This is a genomic window from Pseudomonas sp. GW821-FHT09E04 (assembly GCF_059416185.1).
The window spans coordinates 526,577-548,676 of the sequence record NZ_JBWKOR010000004.1 but is presented as its reverse complement, the minus strand read 5'-3'; the positions used below and the strand labels follow the sequence as shown (position 1 = coordinate 548,676).

Sequence of the window (22,100 nt, the reverse complement as noted above, 5' to 3'; positions counted from 1 at the left end):
AATGAGCACTAGCGCAGCACAACAGAACGCCGCCGAAAACGGCGAATACAGCATCCTCGACAGCATCATCGCCGAAACCCGCCTGACGCCGGACGACGAAGCCTACGACATCGCCAAGCGCGGTGTGTCGGCGTTCATCGAAGAGCTGCTCAAGCCGCAGAACAACGGTGAGCCGGTCAAGAAAGCCATGGTTGACCGCATGATCGCCGAGATCGATGCCAAGCTCAGCCGTCAGATGGACGAAATCCTGCACCACCCGGACTTCCAGTCGCTGGAATCGTCGTGGCGTGGCCTGCAACTGCTGGTCGATCGCACCAACTTCCGCGAAAACATCAAGATCGAAATCCTCAACGTCTCCAAGGACGACCTGCTGGACGACTTCGAAGATTCGCCGGAAGTGATGCAGTCGGGCCTGTACAAGCACATCTACACCGCTGAATACGGCCAGTTCGGTGGTCAGCCGGTTGGCGCGATCATCGCCAACTACTACCTGTCCCCAAGCTCGCCGGACGTGAAACTGATGCAGTACGTGGCCAGCGTATCCTGCATGTCCCACGCGCCGTTCATCGCCGCTGCCGGCCCGAAATTCTTCGGCCTGGAAAGCTTCACCGGTCTGCCGGACCTGAAGGATCTGAAAGATCACTTCGAAGGCCCGCAATTCACCAAATGGCAGAGCTTCCGTACCTCGGAAGACTCCCGCTACGTTGGCCTGACCGTTCCGCGTTTCCTGCTGCGTAACCCGTACGACCCGGAAGAAAACCCGGTCAAATCGTTCGTGTACAAGGAAAACGTTGCCAACAGCCACGAGCACTACCTGTGGGGCAACACCGCTTACGCGTTCGGCACCAAGCTGACCGACAGCTTCGCCAAGTTCCGCTGGTGCCCGAACATCATCGGCCCACAGAGCGGCGGCGCCGTTGAAGACCTGCCTCTGCACCACTTCGAAAGCATGGGCGAAATCGAAACCAAGATTCCTACCGAGGTTCTGGTTTCCGACCGTCGTGAATACGAACTGGCCGAGGAAGGCTTCATCTCCCTGACCATGCGTAAAGGCTCCGACAACGCGGCGTTCTTCTCCGCAAGCTCGGTGCAGAAGCCGAAGTTCTTCGGCATCAGCGCAGAAGGCAAGGCTGCAGAGCTGAACTACAAGCTCGGCACCCAACTGCCGTACATGATGATCGTCAACCGCCTGGCTCACTACCTGAAAGTGCTGCAGCGCGAGCAACTCGGTTCGTGGAAAGAGCGTACCGACCTCGAGCTGGAACTGAACAAGTGGATCCGCCAGTACGTGGCCGACCAGGAAAACCCGAGCGCCGAAGTGCGTGGCCGTCGTCCGCTGCGCGCTGCGCAAGTGATCGTCAGCGACGTTGAAGGCGAGCCGGGCTGGTACCGCGTCAGCCTGAACGTGCGCCCGCACTTCAAGTACATGGGTGCCGATTTCACCCTGTCGCTGGTTGGCAAGCTGGACAAAGAGTAAGAGCGACTCATGGACGGATACGGCAGCCTTTTCGAACGCCTCAACGGCGACGCGGAACTACGCAAGGGCAGGAGCCTCGAGGCTTCGGCCATGGCGTCGGTGGCTGCCCATCTGGCCAAAATGCTCAGCACCCGGGCCGGCAGCGTGCAAACGCTGTCCGACTACGGGTTGCCCGATCTCAATGACATGCGCCTGAGCCTGCACGACTCCCTGAGTCAGGCCCGCCTGGCCATCGAAAGCTTCATCGAAGCCTACGAGCCGCGCCTGAGCAACGTGCGTGTCATTTCCCTGCCGCGTGACCACGATCAGCTTCGCCTGGCCTTCAGCATCGAAGGCCTGCTGGAAGTCGAGGGTTTCAAGCGCCAGGTCAGTTTCGCCGCGCGCCTGGATGGCAGCGGTCAAGTGAAGGTGAATTAGGACCATGCGAGGGAACGCCGTGAATCCGGGTACGTTGGCGAAGTGGGGGCGTGGCGTGTTGCTATTTTTCGCCCTGACGGCTGCTGCCCTGGTTTCAGCTGCCTGTTACGTGAAAACGACGGCGGCACGGCTGGCTCACGAGTACTCCACCGACTGGAACGACGCGGGTACGTGCTTCATCCGCTCCTACATTCCGCAGTATTCGGCCCTCGGCATACCGGGAATGATTTTCAAGCTGTTTGCCAGCGAAGCCTTTTTCCGGGTTTACGCAAAAGACGGCACGCTGCTGAAATCGTCCGAATGGTTGCTCTGGCAGAACGAGTTCACCACCGATGAACGCTCGCAGTGGATTTACGGTCATGCGATCTATCCGACAGCGACGGGCTACGAGGGCTGGAATATTCCAGCGTGTGGTCAAGAAATGAACAGTCCTCAAGCCAAGGTCAACTAAGGAGAACCCCGATGTCTGGCAAACCTGCAGCACGCGTATCCGACCCCACTGCTTGCCCGCTTCCCGGCCACGGCACCAACCCGATTGCCGCCGGTTCGGGCGACGTGTTCTTCGATGGCCTCGCGGCCGCCCGCGAAGGCGATGCTTCCGCGTGTGGTGGTGCGTTGGTCGGCGATCTGGCGACGACGGTTCTGATCAATGGCAAGCCGGCTGCCACCGTTGGTTCGGTTGGCTCTCACGGCAATAAAGTCACGGCTGGATCCGGGACGGTGATTATCGGCAATTCGCATTCGCCGGCGCCGTTTGTGCCGCCGTTGCCGGTGGAGCTCAGTTGGCCTTTTACCCAGCACTTCGTAGCACGCAATCCGAGAACCGGAGCTCCGGTCGCAAACCGTGCCTACACCCTGAGAACGGCTTCTGGCAAAGAAATCAAAGGCGTTACTGATGCACAGGGCAAAACGGCGCCGATTGCTTCCAATTTGGCTGAAAGCGTCACGCTTACCTTCGAACCACAGTCTTCGCTCGTGATTGCATAGGGTTTATGACATGACCGCACCGGCACCACTCACGACCCAGCTCACCCCTTCTTCTGACAAGACGCCAGTAGAAGTGTCTGTGGACGAATTCCAGATCACGGATATTCCTGGCGCCATGAGAAAAATGGGCTGGGTGCAGGCCGCACGACTGATGCAGCGCTGGTTCGATGGCAAGCCTTACGAAATGACTACCGACGAAAAAGAAGGTCGTCTTGACGTTAAAAAACTCACTCCAGAAAAACTGTTTGATGATCTGGAGTTCGATTGGTTGAACAGTGCGTCACCGCACACAGGCGAAGATGTAAAAGCGTTACTCGAAAAAGCAGCGTATGCCAGTCAGTACAACGAGCTGATCGGGCGTACCAAAGGATTGAATCAACTGGCGCCTGGTCTTTTGCAGTTTATGACGCGTCTGAGAGATCTCGGGATTCTTGATCAGGCAAGCATGGATCTGAAAACAGGCGAATATGATTTCAGTTCTATGAGCGCCCAAGAGTTGGAAGTGACGTCGCAGTACAATCGCAGGTCTATCGGGACTGATAAGTGGGCAAGAATTACTGATCCACTGGATGATGTTTACGGAACGTTGGGAGGGTTTTCCGTAAAGTTTGCTGTTACCAAATTTTCAACGGTTTCGAAAACCAAAAAAACACCGGCTACTTTGCACATCGAAGAAATTGGTTGCTACATACGTGATACGTATGAGTTTTTGAATGACAGCAGTAATAATCAGCCGCTTGGGTACTGGAGCTTTGAAAGTGGCGTGAAAGGATTTAGTGCGTTGGGTCGAGATACATTTGAGGCCGATGGCCAGTTGTACCACAAGGTAACTAACGATAGCTTCAACCAGTACCGTGCTCTACATGGCAAAGGTGGCGATTTGTTTGTTTATTCGACCGTGAAGAAGTTGCCAACATCCATTGCTTTTCGTTTCATGAGTGCTGATTTCGGTGAGTTCGTGGCGAGGGCAACGCCGATGGTAGCGTCATGATCAGTGCTAACAGAAAACGAGGCGTTTATCTGCTGCTGGCTGTGTCATTGCTTCTGGCGATGCTTCTCGCGCTGAAAGTTCATAGTTCTCTGGTTGCAAAGCCATTAAAAACTTATGTGAGTGAATCTGGTAAATGCTACATCGCCAGATATGCAGCTGATTATGGATTTTTGGGAATCGCAGGAAGTTTGTTGGAGCTATTCAGCAGTCAATCCTTCTATCGGGTCTATTCAATGGATGGAAAACTTCTAAAAACATCTGAGTGGTATCTATGGATGCGAGAGGGAGATCCAGGGGCTGCCCCGGAATTTCATGGCGAGATGATCTTGTATCCGGGTTCTGAAGGCTGGGAAAGTTGGATAATTCCAGAATGTCGGTAATGGTTTTTTTGGGGGCTGAAGGCACGTCCTCATTCCAGAGTGCCGATAAAGCCATGACCGGAGTTGCACATGAATAGCCGTCACGCCATCGGTCTGGCCGTGCACTCGCTAGCCTGTGTGATTTATATCGTTATGAATGGCTATGCGGTTCCCGCCTATAAACAACTGGTCGGTGGGTTGACCTCGCGCGGTGTCGCCATCGGCATGGCGATGTATCTGATTTTCTATTTTTTCGTTTTCCTGAATTTGATTTTGGTCTTCATCCAGCGTCAATCCATCCAGTTTGGCCTGGTGATTTTGATGATGCTGGCGATTCTGTTTTATCTGCTGCCGCAGTACCCCGTTCGTGGTTTGGCTTATTGCGCGCTGACAGGTGGCTTGACGGTTTGCGCCATTCTGCTGACCAACGCCATCCACACTGCTTACACCCGCTGGCGCAAGCACGCGGCACTGCAACCGCTGGAGGCTCACAGCCGTCGAGCAATGCCGCGTCTGTTGCTGGCTTCGGCGCTGATCGGTGTGTCCATATGCACTGTCGTGCTTGGGTTGAAGATTTTCGGTGGCTTAACGGCGCAGGCCTTGGCGCGACAATCGAGCGAGTCGGGCGAGTGCTATCTCGTCACATACACACCCGGGTATCACAAGCTGGGGATGATCGGACAAGTGTTTGGGTTGTTCAGCGGCAAGTATTTTTTTCGGGTGTACACAAAGGACGGCGCGCTGCTCGAATCCTCGGAATGGAATTTTCGAGTGACTGAAATTTTTGCGGTTGCTCCCGAGTTCAATGGCTCGACAGTGCTGTATCCCGGCACGCAAGGCTACGAAGACTGGTGGGTGCCGGAATGCGCCTGATCGCCAGAAGCTCTCTCATGCAGAAAACACACGGTATGCATCATGACGCAATGGAGGCGCGTGTTTTCGAGGATGGAGGCTTGCCCGTGATAGGTGTATCGAACGAGATGCCCCTGCTTAGTCGCGCACAGCTGAGTTTCTTCATGGGTGCCTTGTGGGCGCCATTCCTGATCATGTTGGCGTTTTCATCCTATGGCCTGTGGATTGGCGATTATTCGACATTCGATTCGTCCGAGACCCACTGGGTGTATCTGTTGTGGTTCGGCATGCCCGGGTTGCTGTTGTTTGCGCTATGGAGCTCGCGGGCCGCGAAGAGCCGCAATGAGCAGCAGGCGCTGCGGATGGTCTGGCTGGCGCCGTTGAAGTTCATCCCTTTCTACGCGGTGCCATGGATGCTTTATGGCTTGTGCAGTCTGGTTGCCGGGCCGTTCTACAGTGCTTTCATGGCCTACAGCTGGATCCTGCTCGTGCCGTACCTCCTGATCGGCGGTTACGTGTGTGCCGGCGTGACGGTCGCGCTCTACAGGATATTTTTTTGATGAGTTCCACTACCAGGCAGGTAACCCGTGTCCTTTAACCACTACTACCAAAGCGAACTCACCGCACTGCGCCAACTGGGCCGCCGTTTCGCCGAGCGTAGTCCGGCGCTGGCGCCGTTCCTGGGACAGGCCGGGCGGGATCCGGACGTGGAGCGGTTGCTGGAAGGCTTTGCGTTTCTGACCGGGCGGCTGCGCCAGAAGCTCGATGACGAGTTGCCGGAGCTCAGCCATTCGCTGATGCAGTTGCTGTGGCCGAACTACATGCGCCCGCTGCCGGCGTTCAGCATTCTGCAGTTCGATCCGCTCAAGCGCTCGGGGCCGGCGCTGAAGGTCGAGCGGGATACGCCGATTGAAAGCGTGCCGATCGAAGACGTGCGTTGCCGCTTCCGCACCTGCTACCCGACCGAAGTCATGGCGCTGGATCTGGCCGCGCTGAACTACTCGGTGAAGGGCGACGGTTCGCTGCTCAGCCTGCGCCTGGAAATGAGTGCCGACGGCCACCTCGGCGAGCTGGAGCTGAGCAAGCTGCGTCTGCACTTTGCCGGTGAGCGCTACATCAGCCAGATGCTCTACCTGAGCCTGCTGCGCAACCTCGACGGCATCGAACTGATCCCGCTCGACGGCGCCGGCAAGCCTATCGACGGTGTGAGCGGCAAACCGATGGCGTTCAAGATTCCGGGCGACCGCGTCAAGCCAGTGGGTTTTGCCGAAGAAGAAGCGTTGATCCCGTATCCGCTGAACACCTTCCGGGGCTATCGCTACCTGCAGGAATACTTCGCCTTCCAGGACAAGTTCCTGTTCGTCGATGTCCACGGTCTGGACATTCTCAAGGCGCTGCCGGAAGACACCCTCAAGCAGATGCGTGGCCTGGAATTGCGCTTCGATATCCGCAAGAGCGGCATCATGCGCATGCGTCCGACCCTGGATAACGTGAAGCTGTTCTGCACGCCGATCGTCAACCTGTTCAAGCACGACGCGCTGCCGATCCGCCTCGACGGCAAACAGGATGAATACCTGCTGCTGCCGGCGGAATTCGATCTGGAAAACTGCGGCGTGTTTTCGGTGGAAACCGTGACCGGCTGGAAGCCCGGCGGCCTCGGTTATCAGGAATACGTGCCGTTCGAATCCTTCGAGCACGACCCGAGTTTCGATGTGCCCAACAGCCGTCCGCATTACAGCATCCGCCAGCGTTCGTCGCTGCTGCACGACGGCCTCGACACCTATCTGAGCTTCGGTATCCGCCACACCGAAGCCCACGAAACCCTGTCGATCGAGCTGGTCTGCACCAACCAGAACCTGCCGCGCAAACTCAAGCTCGGGCAGATCTGCATGGCCTGCGAAGAAACGCCGGAGTTCCTGAGTTTCCGCAACATCACCCCGGCCACTTCCAGTTTCGCGCCGCCGCTGAACCGTGACTTCCTGTGGAAGCTGATCAGCAACATGTCGCTTAACTATCTGTCGCTGGCCGACGTCAATGCACTGAAGGTTATTCTCGAAACCTACGACCTGCCGCGCTACTACGACCAGCACGCGGAGAAGGTCAGCAAGCGCCTGCTCGGCGGTTTGAAACTGATCAAGCATCACCACGTGGACCGGCTGCACCGTGGTCTGCCGGTGCGCGGTTTGCGTACCGAACTGACCATCGACCCGGAAGGGTATATCGGTGAAGGCGACCTGTTCGTCTTCGCCTCGGTTCTCAACGAGTTTTTCGCGCTTTACGCCAGTCTCAATTCGTTCCACGAGCTGCGGGTAAAAAGCACACAGGGAGAGGTGTACCAATGGACACCACGTATGGGTCTGCAGCCCCTGCTTTAAGCGGGCTGACCCGGGTAATACGCGAGTACTCGCTGTTTCAGGCCGTGCTGCTGGTGATCGACCGGCTGCGCGACGCGCACCCGTACCTGAGCGAAGACGATCTGTACGACCAGCTGGAATTCCAGGCCAACCCGAGCCTGGGATTTCCCGGCAGCGACGTCGATCGCGTGGAGTTTTTCGAAGAACACGGGCAGATGCGCGCGCGCCTGCGTTTCAACCTGATCGGCCTGGTCGGTTCCGGTTCGCCGCTGCCGGCGTTCTACGGCGAACAAGCCCTGGGCGACAGTGAAGACGGCAACCCGACGCGCAATTTCCTCGACCTGTTCCACCATCGCCTGCAACGCCTGCTGCTGCCGATCTGGCGCAAGTATCGCTATCGCGCGAGCTTCCAGAGCGGTGCGGTTGACCCGTTCTCGTCGCAGCTGTTCGCCCTGATCGGCCTCGGCGGCGACGAGATCCGCCGGGCCAAGGAACTGAACTGGAAACGCCTGCTGCCGTACCTCGGCCTGCTCAGCCTGCGGGCGCACTCGGCGGCGCTGATCGAAGCGGTGCTGCGTTACTACTTCAAGCACGAAGACCTGGTCATCGAGCAGTGCATCGAGCGCCGCGTGGAAATCCTCGAAGAGCAACGCAACCGCCTCGGCTTCGCCAACAGCGTGCTGGGTGAAGACCTGGTGCTGGGCGAACACGTGCGCGACCGCAGCGGCAAGTTCCGCATTCACATCACCGAACTCGACTGGGAACGCTTCCACGAATTCCTGCCCATCGGTTTCGGTTACCAGCCGCTCTGCGCGCTGGTGCGGTTCACCTTGCGTGACCCGCTCGATTACGACATTCGCCTGGTGCTGCGCCCGGAAGAAATCCGCGAACTGCGCATCGGCGAGAAGAACGACTGTCGCCTGGGGTGGACCAGTTGGCTGGGCTGCGAGAAAGCAGACGGCGTGGTGACACTCGGCAGCAAAATTCATTAAGGACGTGAGCCATGATCAACGTAGACCTGCAACAACTCATCCAGGCGCTGGACGCCGAAACCCGTCGCGATCTGGAGCGTTCGGCCGAGCGCTGCGTCGCTCGTGGCGGCAGCAAGATTCTGGTCGAAGACCTGATGCTGGGCCTGCTGGAGCGCCCGAACGGTCTGCTCTCCCGCGCGCTGCAAGATGCCGATGTGGACGCTGGCGAACTGAGCGCCGCCCTGCAATCGCGGGTTGAACACAGCGCTTCGCGCAACCCGGTGTTCGCGCCGGAGCTGGTGCAGTGGCTGCAAGACGCGCTGCTGGTGGCCAACCTTGAACTGGGTCAGACCTCGGTCGAAGACGCGGCGCTGATCCTCGCGCTGCTGCGCAACCCGATGCGCTACGCCGGCAGTCGCTACCAGCCGTTGCTCGCCAAACTGAACATCGATCGCCTGAAAGAATTTGCCCTGTCGCAACAGCCGCAAGCAGCGGCCAACGGTAAACCGGCTGCCCAAGGCGAATCGCTGCTGGAGCGCTTCACCCACAACCTGACCCAACAGGCCCGCGACGGCAAACTCGACCCGGTGCTGTGCCGCGATGGCGCGATCCGCCAGATGGTCGACATCCTCGCCCGTCGCCGCAAGAACAACCCGATCGTGGTCGGTGAAGCCGGTGTCGGTAAAACCGCCATCGTCGAAGGCCTGGCCTCGCGCATCGCTGCCGGTGAAGTGCCGCAAGTGCTCAAGGGCGTCGAGTTGCTGTCGCTGGACATGGGCCTGTTGCAGGCCGGCGCCAGTGTCAAAGGTGAATTCGAGCGTCGTCTGAAAGGCGTGATCGACGAGGTCAAAGCCTCGCCGAAGCCGATCATCCTGTTCATCGACGAAGCCCACACCCTGATCGGCGCGGGTGGCAATGCCGGTGGTTCCGATGCGGCCAACCTGCTGAAGCCGGCGCTGGCCCGTGGCGAACTGCGCACCATCGCTGCGACCACCTGGGCCGAGTACAAGAAATACTTCGAGAAAGACCCGGCACTGGCCCGTCGTTTCCAACCGGTTCAGCTGCACGAACCGACCGTGAGCGAAGCAGTGACCATCCTGCGTGGCCTGGCTCAGGTCTACGAGAAGAGCCACGGTATCTACCTGCGCGATGATGCGGTGGTCTCGGCAGCGGAACTGTCCGCCCGCTACCTCGCCGGTCGCCAACTGCCGGACAAAGCGGTCGATGTACTCGACACCGCCTGCGCCCGCGTTCGCATCAGCCTCGCCGCTGCCCCGGAAAGCCTGGAGCGCCTGCGTGGCGAGCTGGCTGAAGGTGGCCGTCAGCGTCAGGCCCTGCGCCGCGATGCCGAAGCCGGTCTGCTGATCGACCACGAAGCGCTGGATGCACTGGAAGCGCGTCTGGACGAAGCCGAAGACGAAATGGTCGCACTGGAAACCCTGTGGACCGAGCAGAAACAACTGGCCGAGCGCCTGCTGGAGCTGCGTCAGCAACTGGCCAAGGCCCGTGAAGCCGCTGCGGTCGAGCCGGTTGTCACCGTTGAGGAAGACGCCGAAGGCACCGTGATCGAAACCCACGCCGCCGAAATCGACGAGACCCTCAGCGTCGAAGCGCTGGAAGCGCAACTCAACGAAACCCACAGCGCCCTGACCGCCGCTCAGGTCAAGGAGCGTCTGGTCAGCTTCGAGGTCTGCCCGCGTCTGGTGGCCGAAGTGATCAGCGCCTGGACCGGCGTGCCGCTGGCGCAACTGGCCCGCGAACACAACGCCAAAGTCGCAAGCTTCGCCACTGACCTGCGCACCCGCATCCGTGGTCAGGAACAAGCCGTCCACGCACTGGATCGCTCGATGCGCGCCACCGCTGCCGGTCTGAACAAGCCTGACGCACCGGTCGGCGTGTTCCTGCTGGTGGGCCCGAGCGGCGTCGGCAAGACCGAAACCGCACTGGCACTCGCCGACCTGTTGTACGGCGGCGACCGCTTCATCACCACCATTAACATGTCCGAATTCCAGGAGAAGCACACTGTTTCCCGCCTGATCGGTGCGCCGCCAGGCTACGTCGGTTACGGCGAGGGCGGCATGCTCACCGAAGCCGTGCGCCAGAAACCGTACTCGGTGGTGTTGCTCGATGAAGTCGAGAAGGCCGACCCGGACGTGCTCAACCTGTTCTACCAAATCTTCGACAAAGGCGTGGCCAACGACGGCGAAGGGCGCGAGATCGATTTCCGCAACACGCTGATCCTGATGACCTCGAACCTGGGCAGCGACAAGATCAGCGACCTCTGCGAAGACGGCGCGCGCCCGACCGCCGAAGTGCTGGAAGAAACCATTCGCCCGGTGCTCAGCAAACACTTCAAACCGGCGCTGCTGGCGCGGATGAAAGTGGTGCCGTACTACCCGGTCGGCGGCCCGGTGCTGCGCGAGCTGATCGAGATCAAACTCGGTCGTCTGGGCGAGCGCCTGAACCGTCGTCAGCTGGATTTCAGCTGGTGCCAGAACCTCGTCGATCACCTGTCCGAGCGCTGCACCCAGAGCGAAAGCGGTGCGCGCCTGATCGACCACTTGCTCGACCAGCACGTGTTGCCGCTGGTGGCCGACCGCTTGCTCGACGCCATGGCCACCGGTGAAAGCCTCAAGCGCGTGCATGCGACGCTCGACGGCGACGCCAGCGTGACCTGCGAGTTCGCCTGAGGTGAGTGTGATGTTCACTCAAGTGCCGCAGCCACTGCTCTATGCCGAAGCCTTGCTGGCGCAGTTCGCCAGCCTGTCGCGCTCGGCAGACGGTGCTGCGCTGCTGGGTGACTTCGTGCGCGGCGTGGCCGGGTTGAGCGGTTGCGAATTGACGCAGCTGTACCTGCTCGACGCCACGCACACCAGCCTCGGAATGAACGCCGAGTGCCTCGACGGCTTGCTGCAACCGCGTGGTGCGGCGAGCCTGCCGGCGGATTACAACGGCGAGCAATTGCTGCAGTTCGCCCTGTGCCAGAACCGCGTGGTGTGCTTCGACGACCTGGGCGGCAGCCTGCACGAAACCAGTTTCCTGCCGGCATCGTTCGCGGCGTGGCAGTCGCTGTTGTGCGTGCCGCTGGTCAACGGGCAGAAGGCGGTCGAAGGCCTGTTGCTGTGCGCCAGCCGTCGCCACATCAACCTGCAAGGGTTTGCCGATTCCCTCGGTCAGCTCGGCTCGTTCGTGCTCGGTCAGTTGCATTTGCTGCAACGTCTGCGGCAACCGCAGGATGCAGCGGCGCCGATCGTGCGCAGCCTGCCGAGTGCCAGCGGCTACGGCCTGATCGGCAAGAGCGCGGCCATGCGCCAGACCTACTCGCTGATCAGCAAAGTCCTGCACAGCCCGTACACCGTGCTGTTGCGCGGCGAGACCGGCACCGGCAAGGAAGTGGTCGCGCGGGCGATCCATGATTGCGGCCCGCGCCGGTCCCAGGCGTTCATCGTGCAGAACTGCGCGGCGTTCCCGGAAAACCTGCTGGAAAGCGAGCTGTTCGGCTACCGCAAAGGCGCGTTCACCGGCGCCGACCGCGACCGCGCCGGGCTGTTCGACGCGGCCAATGGCGGGACGCTGTTGCTCGACGAAATCGGCGACATGCCGCTGGCGTTGCAGGCCAAGTTGCTGCGCGTGTTGCAGGAAGGCGAGATCCGTCCGCTGGGTTCCAACGACACCCACAAGATCGACGTGCGCATCATCGCCGCGACTCACCGCGACCTGTCGGTGCTGGTCAGCGAAGGCAAATTCCGCGAAGACCTTTACTACCGTCTCGCGCAATTCCCGATCGAGTTGCCGGCCCTGCGTCAGCGCGAAGGCGACATTCTCGATCTGGCCAAGCACTTCGCCGACAAGGCCTGCGCATTCCTGCAGCGGGATCCGGTGCGCTGGTCGGAAGCGGCGCTGGATCACCTGTCCGGTTACACCTTCCCCGGCAACGTGCGCGAACTCAAAGGTCTGGTCGAACGGGCAGTGCTGTTGTGCGAGGGCGGTGAGTTGCTGGCCGAGCATTTTTCGCTGCGACTGGAACCGGCACCGGCGCCGGAAGACCACTGCGGCCTCAATCTGCGCGAACGACTGGAAGCGGTCGAACGCAATCTTCTGCTCGATTGCCTGCGCAAGAACGACGGCAATCAGACGCTCGCCGCCCGGGAACTGGGCTTGCCCCGGCGCACGCTGCTTTACCGGCTTGGCCGTTTGAACATCAATCTGGGTGACTTCGATGGGTAGGCAAAGGTCCGTCGGTTTCACCTCGTCCGCTTATATCAGCGCCGCCCGAAAGGGTCGGCGCTTTGTGCTTTGTCTACACCTGGAGACCCTCTGATGTCTGTTCGTCACTGGCACGCTGTCCTGCTGACCCTCGTCGTTCTATGCGGCCTCGGCGGCTGTAGCGGCAATTACAAATTCAACGATAACGATTACCGCCCATTGGGTGATCCGCAGGCGGTCAATCGCGGCAAGTGACCGCAAGGAGCATCAAACATGGAATTGGTTTTCGAAATGCTGAACACCAAGCAGTTCGTGCCCACCGAGCTGTGCCAGCGGACCTTCAAACAGGCCGGCGGCGTGATCGGGCGGGGCGAGGACTGCGACTGGATCATCCCTGACCGCAAGCGTCACTTGTCCAACCACCACGCGATCGTGAGTTATCGCGAGGGCACGTTCTTCCTGACCGACACCAGCAGCAACGGTGTGCAGGACGGCGACAGCGGCGCTCGTCTGCACAAGGGCGAACCGGTGCGTATCGAACACGGCAGCACCTACGTGCTGGGCGACTTCGAGATTCGTGCGCGACTGGTGCGCGACCCGGCGACGTTCGACGGTGAAGCGGGCCTGCCACGGGCCGCCGGCACCATCATTCCGGACGACGCGTTCCTCGACCTCGATCCGTTGAAGTCGCTGGAGCAGCAAGAGCGCGTGTACTCGGAATTCGAGGAAATGCTCGCGCCGGTCACCGACCCCGAAGACTCCCGTCAGCGCGCCGACTATGCGCGCATCGACATGGAAAGCCTGATGGTGCCGGAGCTGATCGTCGAGCCCAAGCCTGAACCTGCGCCGGCACCGAAAGAGGTCGAGCGTCAGCCACAGGGTTTCTGGGATCACTTCGGTGCAGCGCTGGGTGTCGATCTGAAAGGCCTGAGCCATGACGAGCGCGAGGCGCTGGCGGTCAACGCCGCACGTCTGCTGCGCCAGAGCATCGGCGGTCTGCAACAGAGCCTGCGCACCCGCTCCGAGCTGAAAAACGAACTGCGCCTGGCCCAGACCACCGTGCAAGGCACCAACAAGAATCCGCTGAAATTCGCCGTCGATCCGAGCGAAGCGCTGGACATCCTGTTGCAGCCGCACAAGCCGGGCCACTTGCCGGCCGAGCAGGCGATCTCCCGTGCGTTCCGCGACTTGCAGGCGCATCAGGTGGCGCTGCTGACCGCCAGCCGTGCGGCGGTGCGCGGCACGCTGGAGCACTTCTCGCCGGAGCAGTTGACCCTGCGTTTCGAGCGCGACAACAAGCCGTTGCTCGCCACTTCCGGCGGCCGCTGGAGAGCGTTCAACCGCTACCACCACGCGCTGCGTCAGGACGATGAGTGGAGCGAGCGCCTGCTGGCCCGCGACTTCGCCCAGGCTTACGAAGAACAGATCCGCCTGATCTCCACCCTCCACACCGACCACCAAGGATGATGCGCATGTCTCGCCGCTCGACCGCTTTTTTCCAGACGCTGACCGCGCTCACCCTGTTGGTGCTGCTCGCCGGTTGCTCGTCGATGTCGCCGTATTCGAAAGTGACCAAGATCAACCTGAAGATCACTGGCAGCGATCAACTGAACCCTGACCTCAACGGTCGTCCGTCGCCGATCGTGGTGCGCCTGTTCGAACTCAAGCACCCGGTCACCTTCGAGAACGCCGACTTCTTCAGCCTCTACGAGCGCGCCAAGGAATCCCTCAACCCGGACCTGGTGGCCAGCGAAGAACTCGAGCTGCGCCCGGGTGAAACCGTGGAACTGAAACTCAGCGTGGAGGAGGGCAGCCGCTACATCGGCATCCTCGCCGCGTATCGCGACCTGCCGGAAACCAAGTGGCGCCACACGTTCCCGATCACGCCGCTGGAAGTCACCGAAGCCGATCTGACGCTGGACCAGGCCGGTATCCGCAAAACCAACGAAGTGCTCGCCAAGGCGGATGACTGATCATGAATACCCATAAAGTCATCTGGCAGGAAGGCATGCTGCTGCGTCCGCAGCACTTCCAGCACAACGACCGCTACTACGATCACCAGATGAAGACCCGCACCCAGTTGCTGGGCGGCTACACCTGGGGTTTCCTGAATCTCGAGATCGACTTGCAGTTCCTCAACATGGGCAAACTGGTGATCAGTGAAGCCTCGGGGATCCTGCCGGACGGCAGCCTGTTCGAACTCGGTGGCAACACCGAACCGCTGGCGCTGGACGTGCCGCCGAACACCGGCAACATGCCGATCTACCTGGCACTGCCATTGGTTACCGGTAACCACATCGAGGCCCGTCGCCCGGAGCAGTCCGACGTGCTCGCGCGTTATACCGCCTACGAAACCGAAGTGGCCGACTCCAACGCCGGCGACGATTCGGCGAGCCAGGTCAAATGCGGTCGCCCGGACTTCAAGCTGTTGCTCGGCGAGCAGCAGAGCGACCAGGCCTACGTGAAGCTGAAGATCTGCGACGTGCTCGACACCACGCCGGACGGCGTGATCAGCCTCGACCCGGACTTCGTGCCGACCTACATTCAGGCCCACGCCTCCAGCTACCTGCTGTCGTGCCTGAAAGAAGTGATCAGCATGCTCGGTCACCGGGGCGACACCATTGCCGAGCGTATTCGTTCGAACGGCAAGGTCGGCGGCGCGGAAATCGGCGACTTCATGATGCTGCAACTGATCAACCGCACCGAACTGCTGCTGCGCCACTACCTGGGCCTGGAGCAGGTTCACCCGGAAGAGTTGTACCGCACGCTGCTGACCATGCTCGGCGATCTGGCGACCTTCTCCAGCGACAGCAAACGCCCGCGTCTGGACAGCCGCTACTCCCACGCCGACCAGGGTGCGAGCTTCCGCAAATTGATGGAGTCGATCCGTCAGGTGCTGTCGATGGTGCTGGAACAACACGCCATCGAGCTGATCCTGCAAGCACGTCAGTACGGGATCATCGTGTCGCCGCTGCACGACCACAAACTGCTGGGCTCGGCGTCGTTCGTGCTGGCAGCCAGTGCCAACTGCGACTCCGAAGAACTGCGCAACCGCTTGCCTGCGCACCTCAAGGTCGGCCCGGTGGAGCGCATCCGCCAACTGGTCAACCTGCACTTGCCGGGGATCAAGGTCAAACCGTTGCCGGTGGCCCCACGGCAGATCGCGTTCCACTCGAACAAAACCTATTTCATCCTCGAACTCAGTTCCGAAGACCTGGCACAACTCGAGCGCTCCGGCGGCTTCGCGTTCCATGTGTCCGGCGAATTCGCCGAGCTTGAACTGAAATTCTGGGCCATCAGGAACTGACCGACATGATCAAGGACATGGAACACAACCAGGACGACAAAACCGTCCTGCTCGACCGTCAGGGCCATGGCCCGGCGGCGAGTCCGCTGACCGACTTCGCTGCGCCACCGCGCTTCGAACAACTGGAAGAACGGATGATCTACGCCGCGCGCCTGCGCCCGGCGGAAGCCTTCAACATCAGCCTCAATTCGCTGGTGGCCGCGTCGTCCGAACTGCTGTCGGAAGTGGTGCGCCTCAAGCACAGCGAAACCCGCGAAGACCTCTACGCGCTCAACGAGCGCCTGACCGCCGGGCTCAAGCTGTTTGAAGTGCGCGCCCTGCATAACGGCGCCGAAAGCAGCCAGGTGATGGCCGCCCGTTACGTGCTCTGCACCGTGGTCGACGAAGCCGTCGTGACCACGCCGTGGGGCAACGAAAGCGAGTGGTCGCAGATGAGCCTGCTCAGCAGCTTCCACAACGAAACCTTCGGTGGCGAGAAGTTCTTCCAGCTGCTCGATCGGCTGTCGAAAAACCCGGTCAAGCACCTGCCGATGCTGGAGCTGATGTACCTGTGCCTGTCCCTCGGTTTCGAGGGCAAGTACCGCGTACAGGCGCGCGGCATGCTGGAACTCGAAGGCATCCGCGACGCCCTGTACCGGCAGATCCGTCAGTTGCGTGGTGACGTGCCGCGCGAATTGTCGCCGCAGTGGGAAGGCCTCAACGATCAGCGCCGCAACCTGGTGCGCATCGTGCCGGCGTGGATGGTGGTGCTGTTCACCTTCGTCTGTCTGGTGATGATGTATTCGGGCTTCGCCTGGGTCTTGGGCGAGCAGCGCGACACCGTTCTGCAACCTTATCAGCCGCTTGATCCGGCCGCGGTCCAGCCGCAGTCGCAGCCGTAAACAGGGACGTGTGATGAAAAAGTTTTTCAAGAAAGTCGGCGCCTTCCTGCGCCAGACCTGGGTCTGGACCTTGCTGCTGGTGCTGTTAGTGGCCCTGCTGGTGTGGTTTGTCGGCCCGTTGTTGGCGGTGGATGACTACAAGTTCTGGGAAGGTTCGACCTCCCGGTTGCTGACCATCAGCGTGCTGTTCCTGATCTGGGGCCTGACCATGGTCTTCGTCAGCTGGCGCGCCGGTATCCGCAAGAAAGCCGTCGAAGAAACCGAAGACGGCCAGGACCGTATCCGTCGTGACGACCTGATCGAAGAAGAGCAGAAAGAGTTGAAGGAGCGTTTCAAGGACGCCCTGAAAACCCTGAAGACTTCGAGCCTGTATCGCGGCCGCAGCGAGCGCTGGCGCAGTGACTTGCCGTGGTACTTGCTGATTGGTCCGCAGGCCAGCGGCAAGACCAGCCTGCTGGACTTCTCCGGGCTGGAATTCCCGATCAACAAGATCGACCGCAAGCTGACCCGCGACACCCACGGCACCCGTCATTGCGACTGGTACTTCGCCGATCACGGTGTGCTGATCGACACCGCCGGCCGCTACCTGACCCAGCCGGATTCGGAAGTCGACGGCAGCGCCTGGACCACTCTGCTGGAACTGCTGCGCAAGCGTCGTCGTGGCCGTCCGCTGAACGGTGTGCTGGTGACCATTCCGGTGGAAACCCTCACCAGTGGCAGCGAGCAGGACATCGACACTCTGGCTCGCCAGGTACGTGCACGTCTGCAAGACGTCTATCAGAAACTGCACGTCGACGTGCCGGTGTATCTGGTGCTGAGCAAGGCTGACAAGCTGCTGGGCTTCGACGAGTTCTTCGACCAACTGACCCGCGAAGAAAGCGATCAGGTGCTGGGTACCAGTTTCCGCAAGGATCAGGTCGGCACCGACGTGGCTGTGCTGCGCAGCGAATTTGAAGAGCTGCTGCGTCGCCTCAACAGCCAGGTGATCATGCGCATGCACTCCGAGCGCGACACCCAGCGCCGTGGCCGCATCCTCGATTTCCCGCATCAAATGGGACAGATCGGCGAGCGCCTGTGCCTGTTCGTCGACATGGCGTTCACCGGCAACCGCTATCAGCGAGCGACGCAACTGCGTGGTTTCTACCTGACCAGCGCACCGCACCTGACCCACGAAATGGATTCGACCACCGCCGGTATCGGCGCAAGTCTGGGCATGAGCGCCGGCGTGCTGCCGACGCTGCGCAGCGGTCGTTCGCGTTTCATCCACCACTTGCTCAGCCGGGTGATTTTCCCGGAGGCCGATCTGGCCGGTCTGGACAAGCGCGAACGCAGCCGTATCCATTGGGGCCAGCGTGCGTTGTACGTCGGTGCATTGGGTGCACTGGCGCTGTTCGGCATGCTCTGGGCCGGTGGTTTCTCGGCCAACTACGAGCGTCTGGAAAACCTGCGCAATCTGGCGCAGAACTGGACCCAGCAACGCACGGCACTGTCGCCGCGCGATGACGCCATGGGTACGCTGAAAACCCTCGACACCAGCTACGCCGCAACTCAGGTGTTCCCGAAGAAGGGCGACGCCGCGTACCACGAGCGCGTCGGTCTGTATCAGGGCCAGGACGTCAATCCGGTGGTCAAGGAAGCGTACGAGCGCGAGCTTGAGAAGCAACTGCTGCCGCGCGTTGCCACCATGCTCGAAGGCCAGATCCGCGCCAACATGAAGGACCGCGAAAAGCTGATCAACAGCCTGCGCGCGTACCTGATGCTGAACATGAAGGATCGTCGCGACGCGGCATGGCTCAAGGACTGGGTCGCCACCGACTGGTCGCAGCGCTACACCGGCAACACCGCGGTGCAGAACGGTTTGAACGCGCACCTTGAGCGTCTGCTGAAGCTGCCGTTTATCTACCCGCTCAACGAGCAGTTGGTGACTCAGGCGCGTCAGGTTCTGCGCAGTGAATCGCTGGCAAACGTGGTTTACCGCATGCTCCGTGAGCAGGCGCGCAACCTGCCGGACTATCGCTTCAGCCAACATCTCGGCCCGCAGGGCTCGCTGTTCATCGGCACCGAATACGTGATCCCGGGCTTCTACACCCAGACCGGTTATCAGCAGTACTTCTCGGTACAGGGCTCCGCGCTGGTCACCGACATCCTGCGTGACAACTGGGTGCTGGGCGAAGGCGCGGGCATCAGCGACATGGATCTGCGTCGCCTGATGGTCGAGCTGGAGCAACTGTACTTCCGCGACTACGCCAACTACTGGAGCGAGGCCGTTGGCCAGGTGGCGCTGCCACCGATCAGCGATGCCGGTGAAGGCGCCGAGCAACTGGCGGGCCTGACCTCGGCCAACTCGCCGGTGCTGGCGCTGCTGACCGAAGTGCGTGAAAACACCCGCTTCCCGGCGGCTCCTGAGCCGGTGGATGAAGCCGGTGACGCCGCCGATGCGCTGGCGGGTCAGAAGGGAAAACTCGGCAAGGTCGGCAAACTTGCTTCGGCGTTGACGGACAAGGCTGCGGCCATGAACGTGGCGAAGAACCTGCCGGACACCGCCAAGAAGTCGCTGCAACGTCGCTTCGAACCGCTGCACAAGCTGCTCGACGACAACAACGGCCCGGCCGCTGACCTGACTCCGGCATTCGCCGCGCTCAACGACCTGCAACTGCAACTGGCGGGCCTCGCCCGTTCCAGCACGCCGGAGCAAGCCGCGTTCGAGCTGGCCAAGACCCGCATGAGCGGCCAGCGTGATGCGCTGACCAACCTGCGCAATGCGTCCGGTCGTCTGCCGCGTCCGCTGAGCGTGTGGTTCAACGTGCTGGCCGAAGACTCGTGGCGCCTGGTGCTCAACGATGCCTACCAATACCTGAACGGCCGTTATCAGAGCGAGCTGTACAGCGTGTATGGCAAGACCATCAACCAGCGTTACCCGTTCAGCGCGTCGAGCACCAGCGACGTGGCGATCAGCGATTTCCGCGAGTTCTTCCGGGCTCAAGGTACCATCGACCGCTTCTTCGACAGCTACATGCGTCCGTTCGTCAGCGGTGATCCGGGCAGCTACCGGATGCGCAGCATCGACGGTCGCAGCCTGCCGGTGTCCAAAGTCTTCCTCGACCAGATGGCGGCGGCACTGAACATTCGCCAGAGCTTCTTCTCGATCAACCCGGCCGAACCGACCGTGCAGTTCAAGCTTGAGCCGTACACCCTCGATCCGGCCGTCAGCCGTTCCGAGTTCAAGTTCGGCGACAAGACCATGGAATACCGCCACGGTCCGATCCTGCCGATGAACTTCAAGTGGCCGACCGATGCTGAAGACGGTCGCACCAGCCTCGTCATGGACAAGATGGCCGGCCGCCCGATCGGCATCGAGAAGAACTCCGGCCCGTGGTCGCTGTTCCGTCTGTTCGACCTGATGCAGACCGAGTACCTGACCGGTCGCGACGTGCTGGTGCTGAAAGCCGACGTGGGTGGCCTGCGCGCCAACTACCTGCTGACCAGCCAGCGCACGCCGAACCCGTTCGACATGGGCGTGATGCGTACCTTCCGTATGCCGGTGCAGCTCTGATGCTGGTGGCCAGTCCCTGGCGCAGCGCGGCGCGAACCGACCCGGGCAAGGTGCGGTCGCGCAACGAAGATGCCTTCCTCGACACCCCGCAGCATGGGCTGTGGGTGGTCGCGGACGGCATGGGCGGTCATCAGGGTGGCGACATCGCCAGCCAGTTGATCGTCGCCAGCCTGGCTGAATTGCCGCAGCACGAAGACTTCGACGAACGCCTCAAAGCCATCCGCCAGTGCCTGCACTGGCTGAACCGGCGACTGGGGCAAGAGTTGACCGTCACCGCCGGGCGTCACGACAGCATCATGGGCAGCACTGTCGTGGCGCTGCTGGTGGACGGCAATCGCGCGGCCTGCATCTGGGCCGGCGACAGCCGTTGCTACATGTGGCGCGGGCAGCGTTTGTATCAGCTGTCGAAGGATCATTCGCTGCAGCAGCAACTGATCGACGAGCAACAGATGAGCGTCGAACAGGCAGCGGCGCACCCGGCGGCCCAGGCCTTGACCCGGGCGGTCGGCGCGGCGGAACAACTGACCCTGGATGTGCTGGAACTCGAGGTCTATCCGGGCGATGTGTTCCTGCTGTGCAGCGATGGTTTGTATCAAGGCTTGAGCAGCGATGCCCTCGGCAACGCTCTCAGCCTGGCGGCGCCGCATGTGGCGCTGGAACGTCTGTTCGACGGCGCCCTGCGGGGTGCCGCTCGCGACAATCTGACTGCCGTGGTGATCCGCCAATGACTGAACTCGAATCCTCAGTCGATGACTTGTTGATGAGCGAAGAGCAGGCCAACAACCTGACCTACTTCGCCTTCGCCAAGGAAAACAAGGCAGAGCCTCTGCTGGCGCCGACCAAGGCCAGCATCGGTGCACTGCCGGACGTACTCGCCGGCCGCTATCACCTCGAGCGTCTGCTCGGGGCCGGTGGCATGGGTGCGGTTTACCGGGCCCGGGATCTGCTGCACGAACAGTTCGGCGATCCCGATCCTTACATTGCGCTGAAAATCCTCAGCGAAGAATTTGCCGAGTCGCCGGACGCCAGTGCCTTGCTCTACAGCGAGTTCGCCCTGACCCGACGTCTGCGCCACGACAACGTGCTGCGACCGCACACGTTCGAAGTGGACACCGATTGCCAGCGGGCCTTCATCACCATGGAACTCATGCGTGGCCTGACCCTGGACAAACTGCTCTGCGAGCGGCCACTGGGCCTGCCGTGGAAAGAACTGCGCGACATCGCGCTGCCGCTGCTCGACGCGCTGGCCTACGCCCACCGTCGCGGCGTGCTGCACGGTGACATGAAACCGAGCAACGTCATGCTCTGCGAAGACGGCGTGCGCCTGTTCGACTTCGGTCTCGGGCAAGCCGAGGAGGGCATCCTGCCCGGCCTGCCGCACCTGAGCCGCGAGCGCTTCAATGCCTGGACCCCGGGCTACGCTGCCCCCGAACTGCTCGAGGGCCAACCGTTGTCGGCCAGCGCGGACGTGTACGGCGTGGCCTGCGTGATCTATGAACTCGCGGGCGGCAAACACCCGTTCCGCCGCTTGCCCTCGACCCAGGCCCGTGACGAACACCTGGATCGCGAACTGCAAGCTCCGCAGCACCTACCCAAACAGTGTTGGCCAGCGCTGCGTACGGCGCTGAGCTTCAACGCGGCAGAGCGCACCATCACTGCCGACCGCCTGCATGAAACATTTGCGCGTGCCGCCATGGGCACCACCTCGTCCTGGCTGCAGCGTTTGCGACTGCGGGCGTAACGGA

The 22,100-nt window shown here is 61.2% G+C and carries 20 protein-coding genes; all 20 read left to right on the top strand.

Translation table 11 applies throughout. The features are described from left to right. Position 1: 1 nt before the first annotated feature. The 20 genes from tssC (at position 2) to AC07N4_RS17520 (ending at position 22,096) form a co-directional block, all read left to right on the top strand. A complete protein-coding gene (gene tssC / locus AC07N4_RS17615; protein ID WP_096817193.1) occupies positions 2-1,477 on the top strand; it encodes a type VI secretion system contractile sheath large subunit in 1,476 nt (491 codons plus the stop codon). A 9-nt stretch (positions 1,478-1,486) separates the two neighbouring features. After that, positions 1,487-1,894 (top strand): type VI secretion system baseplate subunit TssE, encoded by a 408-nt coding sequence (gene tssE, locus AC07N4_RS17610; RefSeq protein WP_007954373.1) that lies wholly within the window; start codon positions 1,487-1,489, stop codon positions 1,892-1,894. Positions 1,895-1,913: 19 nt separating this feature from the next. After that, the gene (locus AC07N4_RS17605; RefSeq protein WP_493065602.1) at positions 1,914-2,345 is read left to right on the top strand and encodes a hypothetical protein; all 432 of its coding nucleotides are present in this window, start codon (positions 1,914-1,916) and stop codon (positions 2,343-2,345) included. Positions 2,346-2,356: 11 nt separating this feature from the next. Beyond that, positions 2,357-2,881, top strand: coding sequence for a PAAR domain-containing protein (locus AC07N4_RS17600; RefSeq protein WP_493065603.1), 525 nt, complete (start codon positions 2,357-2,359; stop codon positions 2,879-2,881). Positions 2,882-2,891: 10 nt separating this feature from the next. Further along, complete coding sequence (locus AC07N4_RS17595) at positions 2,892-3,872, top strand: DUF6402 family protein (protein ID WP_493065604.1); 981 nt, start codon at positions 2,892-2,894, stop codon at positions 3,870-3,872. Then, positions 3,869-4,252, top strand: a complete 384-nt coding sequence (locus AC07N4_RS17590; protein WP_493065605.1) for a hypothetical protein — start codon at positions 3,869-3,871, stop codon at positions 4,250-4,252. Before AC07N4_RS17595 ends, AC07N4_RS17590 begins: the two co-directional genes overlap by 4 nt. 69 nt (positions 4,253-4,321) lie before the next feature. After that, complete coding sequence (locus tag AC07N4_RS17585) at positions 4,322-5,104, top strand: hypothetical protein (RefSeq protein ID WP_493065606.1); 783 nt, start codon at positions 4,322-4,324, stop codon at positions 5,102-5,104. 107 nt (positions 5,105-5,211) lie between these two features. Next, positions 5,212-5,643 (top strand): hypothetical protein, encoded by a 432-nt coding sequence (locus AC07N4_RS17580; protein ID WP_493065755.1) that lies wholly within the window; start codon positions 5,212-5,214, stop codon positions 5,641-5,643. Positions 5,644-5,670: 27 nt separating this feature from the next. After that, entirely contained in the window at positions 5,671-7,458 is a 1,788-nt protein-coding gene (gene tssF / locus AC07N4_RS17575) for a type VI secretion system baseplate subunit TssF (RefSeq protein WP_096817214.1), read from the top strand. Beyond that, entirely contained in the window at positions 7,422-8,429 is a 1,008-nt protein-coding gene (gene tssG, locus AC07N4_RS17570; RefSeq protein WP_096817216.1) for a type VI secretion system baseplate subunit TssG, read from the top strand. The genes tssF and tssG overlap by 37 nt, the downstream gene beginning before the upstream one ends. Before the next feature lie 11 nt (positions 8,430-8,440). Beyond that, complete coding sequence (gene tssH / locus AC07N4_RS17565) at positions 8,441-11,098, top strand: type VI secretion system ATPase TssH (protein WP_493065607.1); 2,658 nt, start codon at positions 8,441-8,443, stop codon at positions 11,096-11,098. A gap of 10 nt (positions 11,099-11,108) precedes the next feature. Next, on the top strand, positions 11,109-12,635 hold the full coding sequence (locus AC07N4_RS17560) for a sigma-54 interaction domain-containing protein (protein ID WP_493065608.1): 1,527 nt from the start codon (positions 11,109-11,111) through the stop codon (positions 12,633-12,635). Between the two features lie 93 nt (positions 12,636-12,728). Continuing rightward, positions 12,729-12,869: a hypothetical protein gene (locus AC07N4_RS17555; RefSeq protein WP_003229566.1), complete on the top strand. Its 141-nt coding sequence runs from the start codon at positions 12,729-12,731 to the stop codon at positions 12,867-12,869. Between the two features lie 18 nt (positions 12,870-12,887). After that, positions 12,888-14,081: a type VI secretion system-associated FHA domain protein TagH gene (gene tagH, locus AC07N4_RS17550; protein ID WP_096817222.1), complete on the top strand. Its 1,194-nt coding sequence runs from the start codon at positions 12,888-12,890 to the stop codon at positions 14,079-14,081. A 5-nt stretch (positions 14,082-14,086) separates the two neighbouring features. Further along, complete coding sequence (gene tssJ, locus AC07N4_RS17545; protein WP_102620680.1) at positions 14,087-14,587, top strand: type VI secretion system lipoprotein TssJ; 501 nt, start codon at positions 14,087-14,089, stop codon at positions 14,585-14,587. 2 nt (positions 14,588-14,589) lie between these two features. Further along, a complete protein-coding gene (tssK, locus tag AC07N4_RS17540; protein WP_096817226.1) occupies positions 14,590-15,921 on the top strand; it encodes a type VI secretion system baseplate subunit TssK in 1,332 nt (443 codons plus the stop codon). Between the two features lie 5 nt (positions 15,922-15,926). Next, positions 15,927-16,802, top strand: a complete 876-nt coding sequence (gene icmH / locus AC07N4_RS17535) for a type IVB secretion system protein IcmH/DotU (protein ID WP_007954389.1) — start codon at positions 15,927-15,929, stop codon at positions 16,800-16,802. A gap of 13 nt (positions 16,803-16,815) precedes the next feature. Further along, positions 16,816-20,355, top strand: coding sequence for a type VI secretion system membrane subunit TssM (gene tssM, locus AC07N4_RS17530; RefSeq protein WP_493065609.1), 3,540 nt, complete (start codon positions 16,816-16,818; stop codon positions 20,353-20,355). After that, complete coding sequence (locus AC07N4_RS17525) at positions 20,355-21,083, top strand: PP2C family protein-serine/threonine phosphatase (protein ID WP_011336583.1); 729 nt, start codon at positions 20,355-20,357, stop codon at positions 21,081-21,083. The genes tssM and AC07N4_RS17525 overlap by 1 nt, the downstream gene beginning before the upstream one ends. Beyond that, positions 21,080-22,096 (top strand): serine/threonine-protein kinase, encoded by a 1,017-nt coding sequence (locus AC07N4_RS17520; protein WP_493065610.1) that lies wholly within the window; start codon positions 21,080-21,082, stop codon positions 22,094-22,096. The genes AC07N4_RS17525 and AC07N4_RS17520 overlap by 4 nt, the downstream gene beginning before the upstream one ends. Positions 22,097-22,100: the final 4 nt, after the last annotated feature.

What these genes read in the sequence shown, in the direction of transcription:
- tssC (WP_096817193.1), top strand. Translation starts at nt 2, where the DNA reads ATGAGCACTAGCGCAGCACAACAGAACGCCGCCGAAAACGGCGAATAC.
- tssE (WP_007954373.1), top strand. Translation starts at nt 1,487, where the DNA reads ATGGACGGATACGGCAGCCTTTTCGAACGCCTCAACGGCGACGCGGAA.
- AC07N4_RS17600 (WP_493065603.1), top strand. Translation starts at nt 2,357, where the DNA reads ATGTCTGGCAAACCTGCAGCACGCGTATCCGACCCCACTGCTTGCCCG.
- AC07N4_RS17595 (WP_493065604.1), top strand. Translation starts at nt 2,892, where the DNA reads ATGACCGCACCGGCACCACTCACGACCCAGCTCACCCCTTCTTCTGAC.
- AC07N4_RS17590 (WP_493065605.1), top strand. Translation starts at nt 3,869, where the DNA reads ATGATCAGTGCTAACAGAAAACGAGGCGTTTATCTGCTGCTGGCTGTG.
- AC07N4_RS17585 (WP_493065606.1), top strand. Translation starts at nt 4,322, where the DNA reads ATGAATAGCCGTCACGCCATCGGTCTGGCCGTGCACTCGCTAGCCTGT.
- AC07N4_RS17580 (WP_493065755.1), top strand. Translation starts at nt 5,212, where the DNA reads ATGCCCCTGCTTAGTCGCGCACAGCTGAGTTTCTTCATGGGTGCCTTG.
- tssG (WP_096817216.1), top strand. Translation starts at nt 7,422, where the DNA reads ATGGACACCACGTATGGGTCTGCAGCCCCTGCTTTAAGCGGGCTGACC.
- tssH (WP_493065607.1), top strand. Translation starts at nt 8,441, where the DNA reads ATGATCAACGTAGACCTGCAACAACTCATCCAGGCGCTGGACGCCGAA.
- AC07N4_RS17560 (WP_493065608.1), top strand. Translation starts at nt 11,109, where the DNA reads ATGTTCACTCAAGTGCCGCAGCCACTGCTCTATGCCGAAGCCTTGCTG.
- AC07N4_RS17555 (WP_003229566.1), top strand. Translation starts at nt 12,729, where the DNA reads ATGTCTGTTCGTCACTGGCACGCTGTCCTGCTGACCCTCGTCGTTCTA.
- tagH (WP_096817222.1), top strand. Translation starts at nt 12,888, where the DNA reads ATGGAATTGGTTTTCGAAATGCTGAACACCAAGCAGTTCGTGCCCACC.
- tssJ (WP_102620680.1), top strand. Translation starts at nt 14,087, where the DNA reads ATGTCTCGCCGCTCGACCGCTTTTTTCCAGACGCTGACCGCGCTCACC.
- tssK (WP_096817226.1), top strand. Translation starts at nt 14,590, where the DNA reads ATGAATACCCATAAAGTCATCTGGCAGGAAGGCATGCTGCTGCGTCCG.
- icmH (WP_007954389.1), top strand. Translation starts at nt 15,927, where the DNA reads ATGATCAAGGACATGGAACACAACCAGGACGACAAAACCGTCCTGCTC.
- tssM (WP_493065609.1), top strand. Translation starts at nt 16,816, where the DNA reads ATGAAAAAGTTTTTCAAGAAAGTCGGCGCCTTCCTGCGCCAGACCTGG.
- AC07N4_RS17525 (WP_011336583.1), top strand. Translation starts at nt 20,355, where the DNA reads ATGCTGGTGGCCAGTCCCTGGCGCAGCGCGGCGCGAACCGACCCGGGC.
- AC07N4_RS17520 (WP_493065610.1), top strand. Translation starts at nt 21,080, where the DNA reads ATGACTGAACTCGAATCCTCAGTCGATGACTTGTTGATGAGCGAAGAG.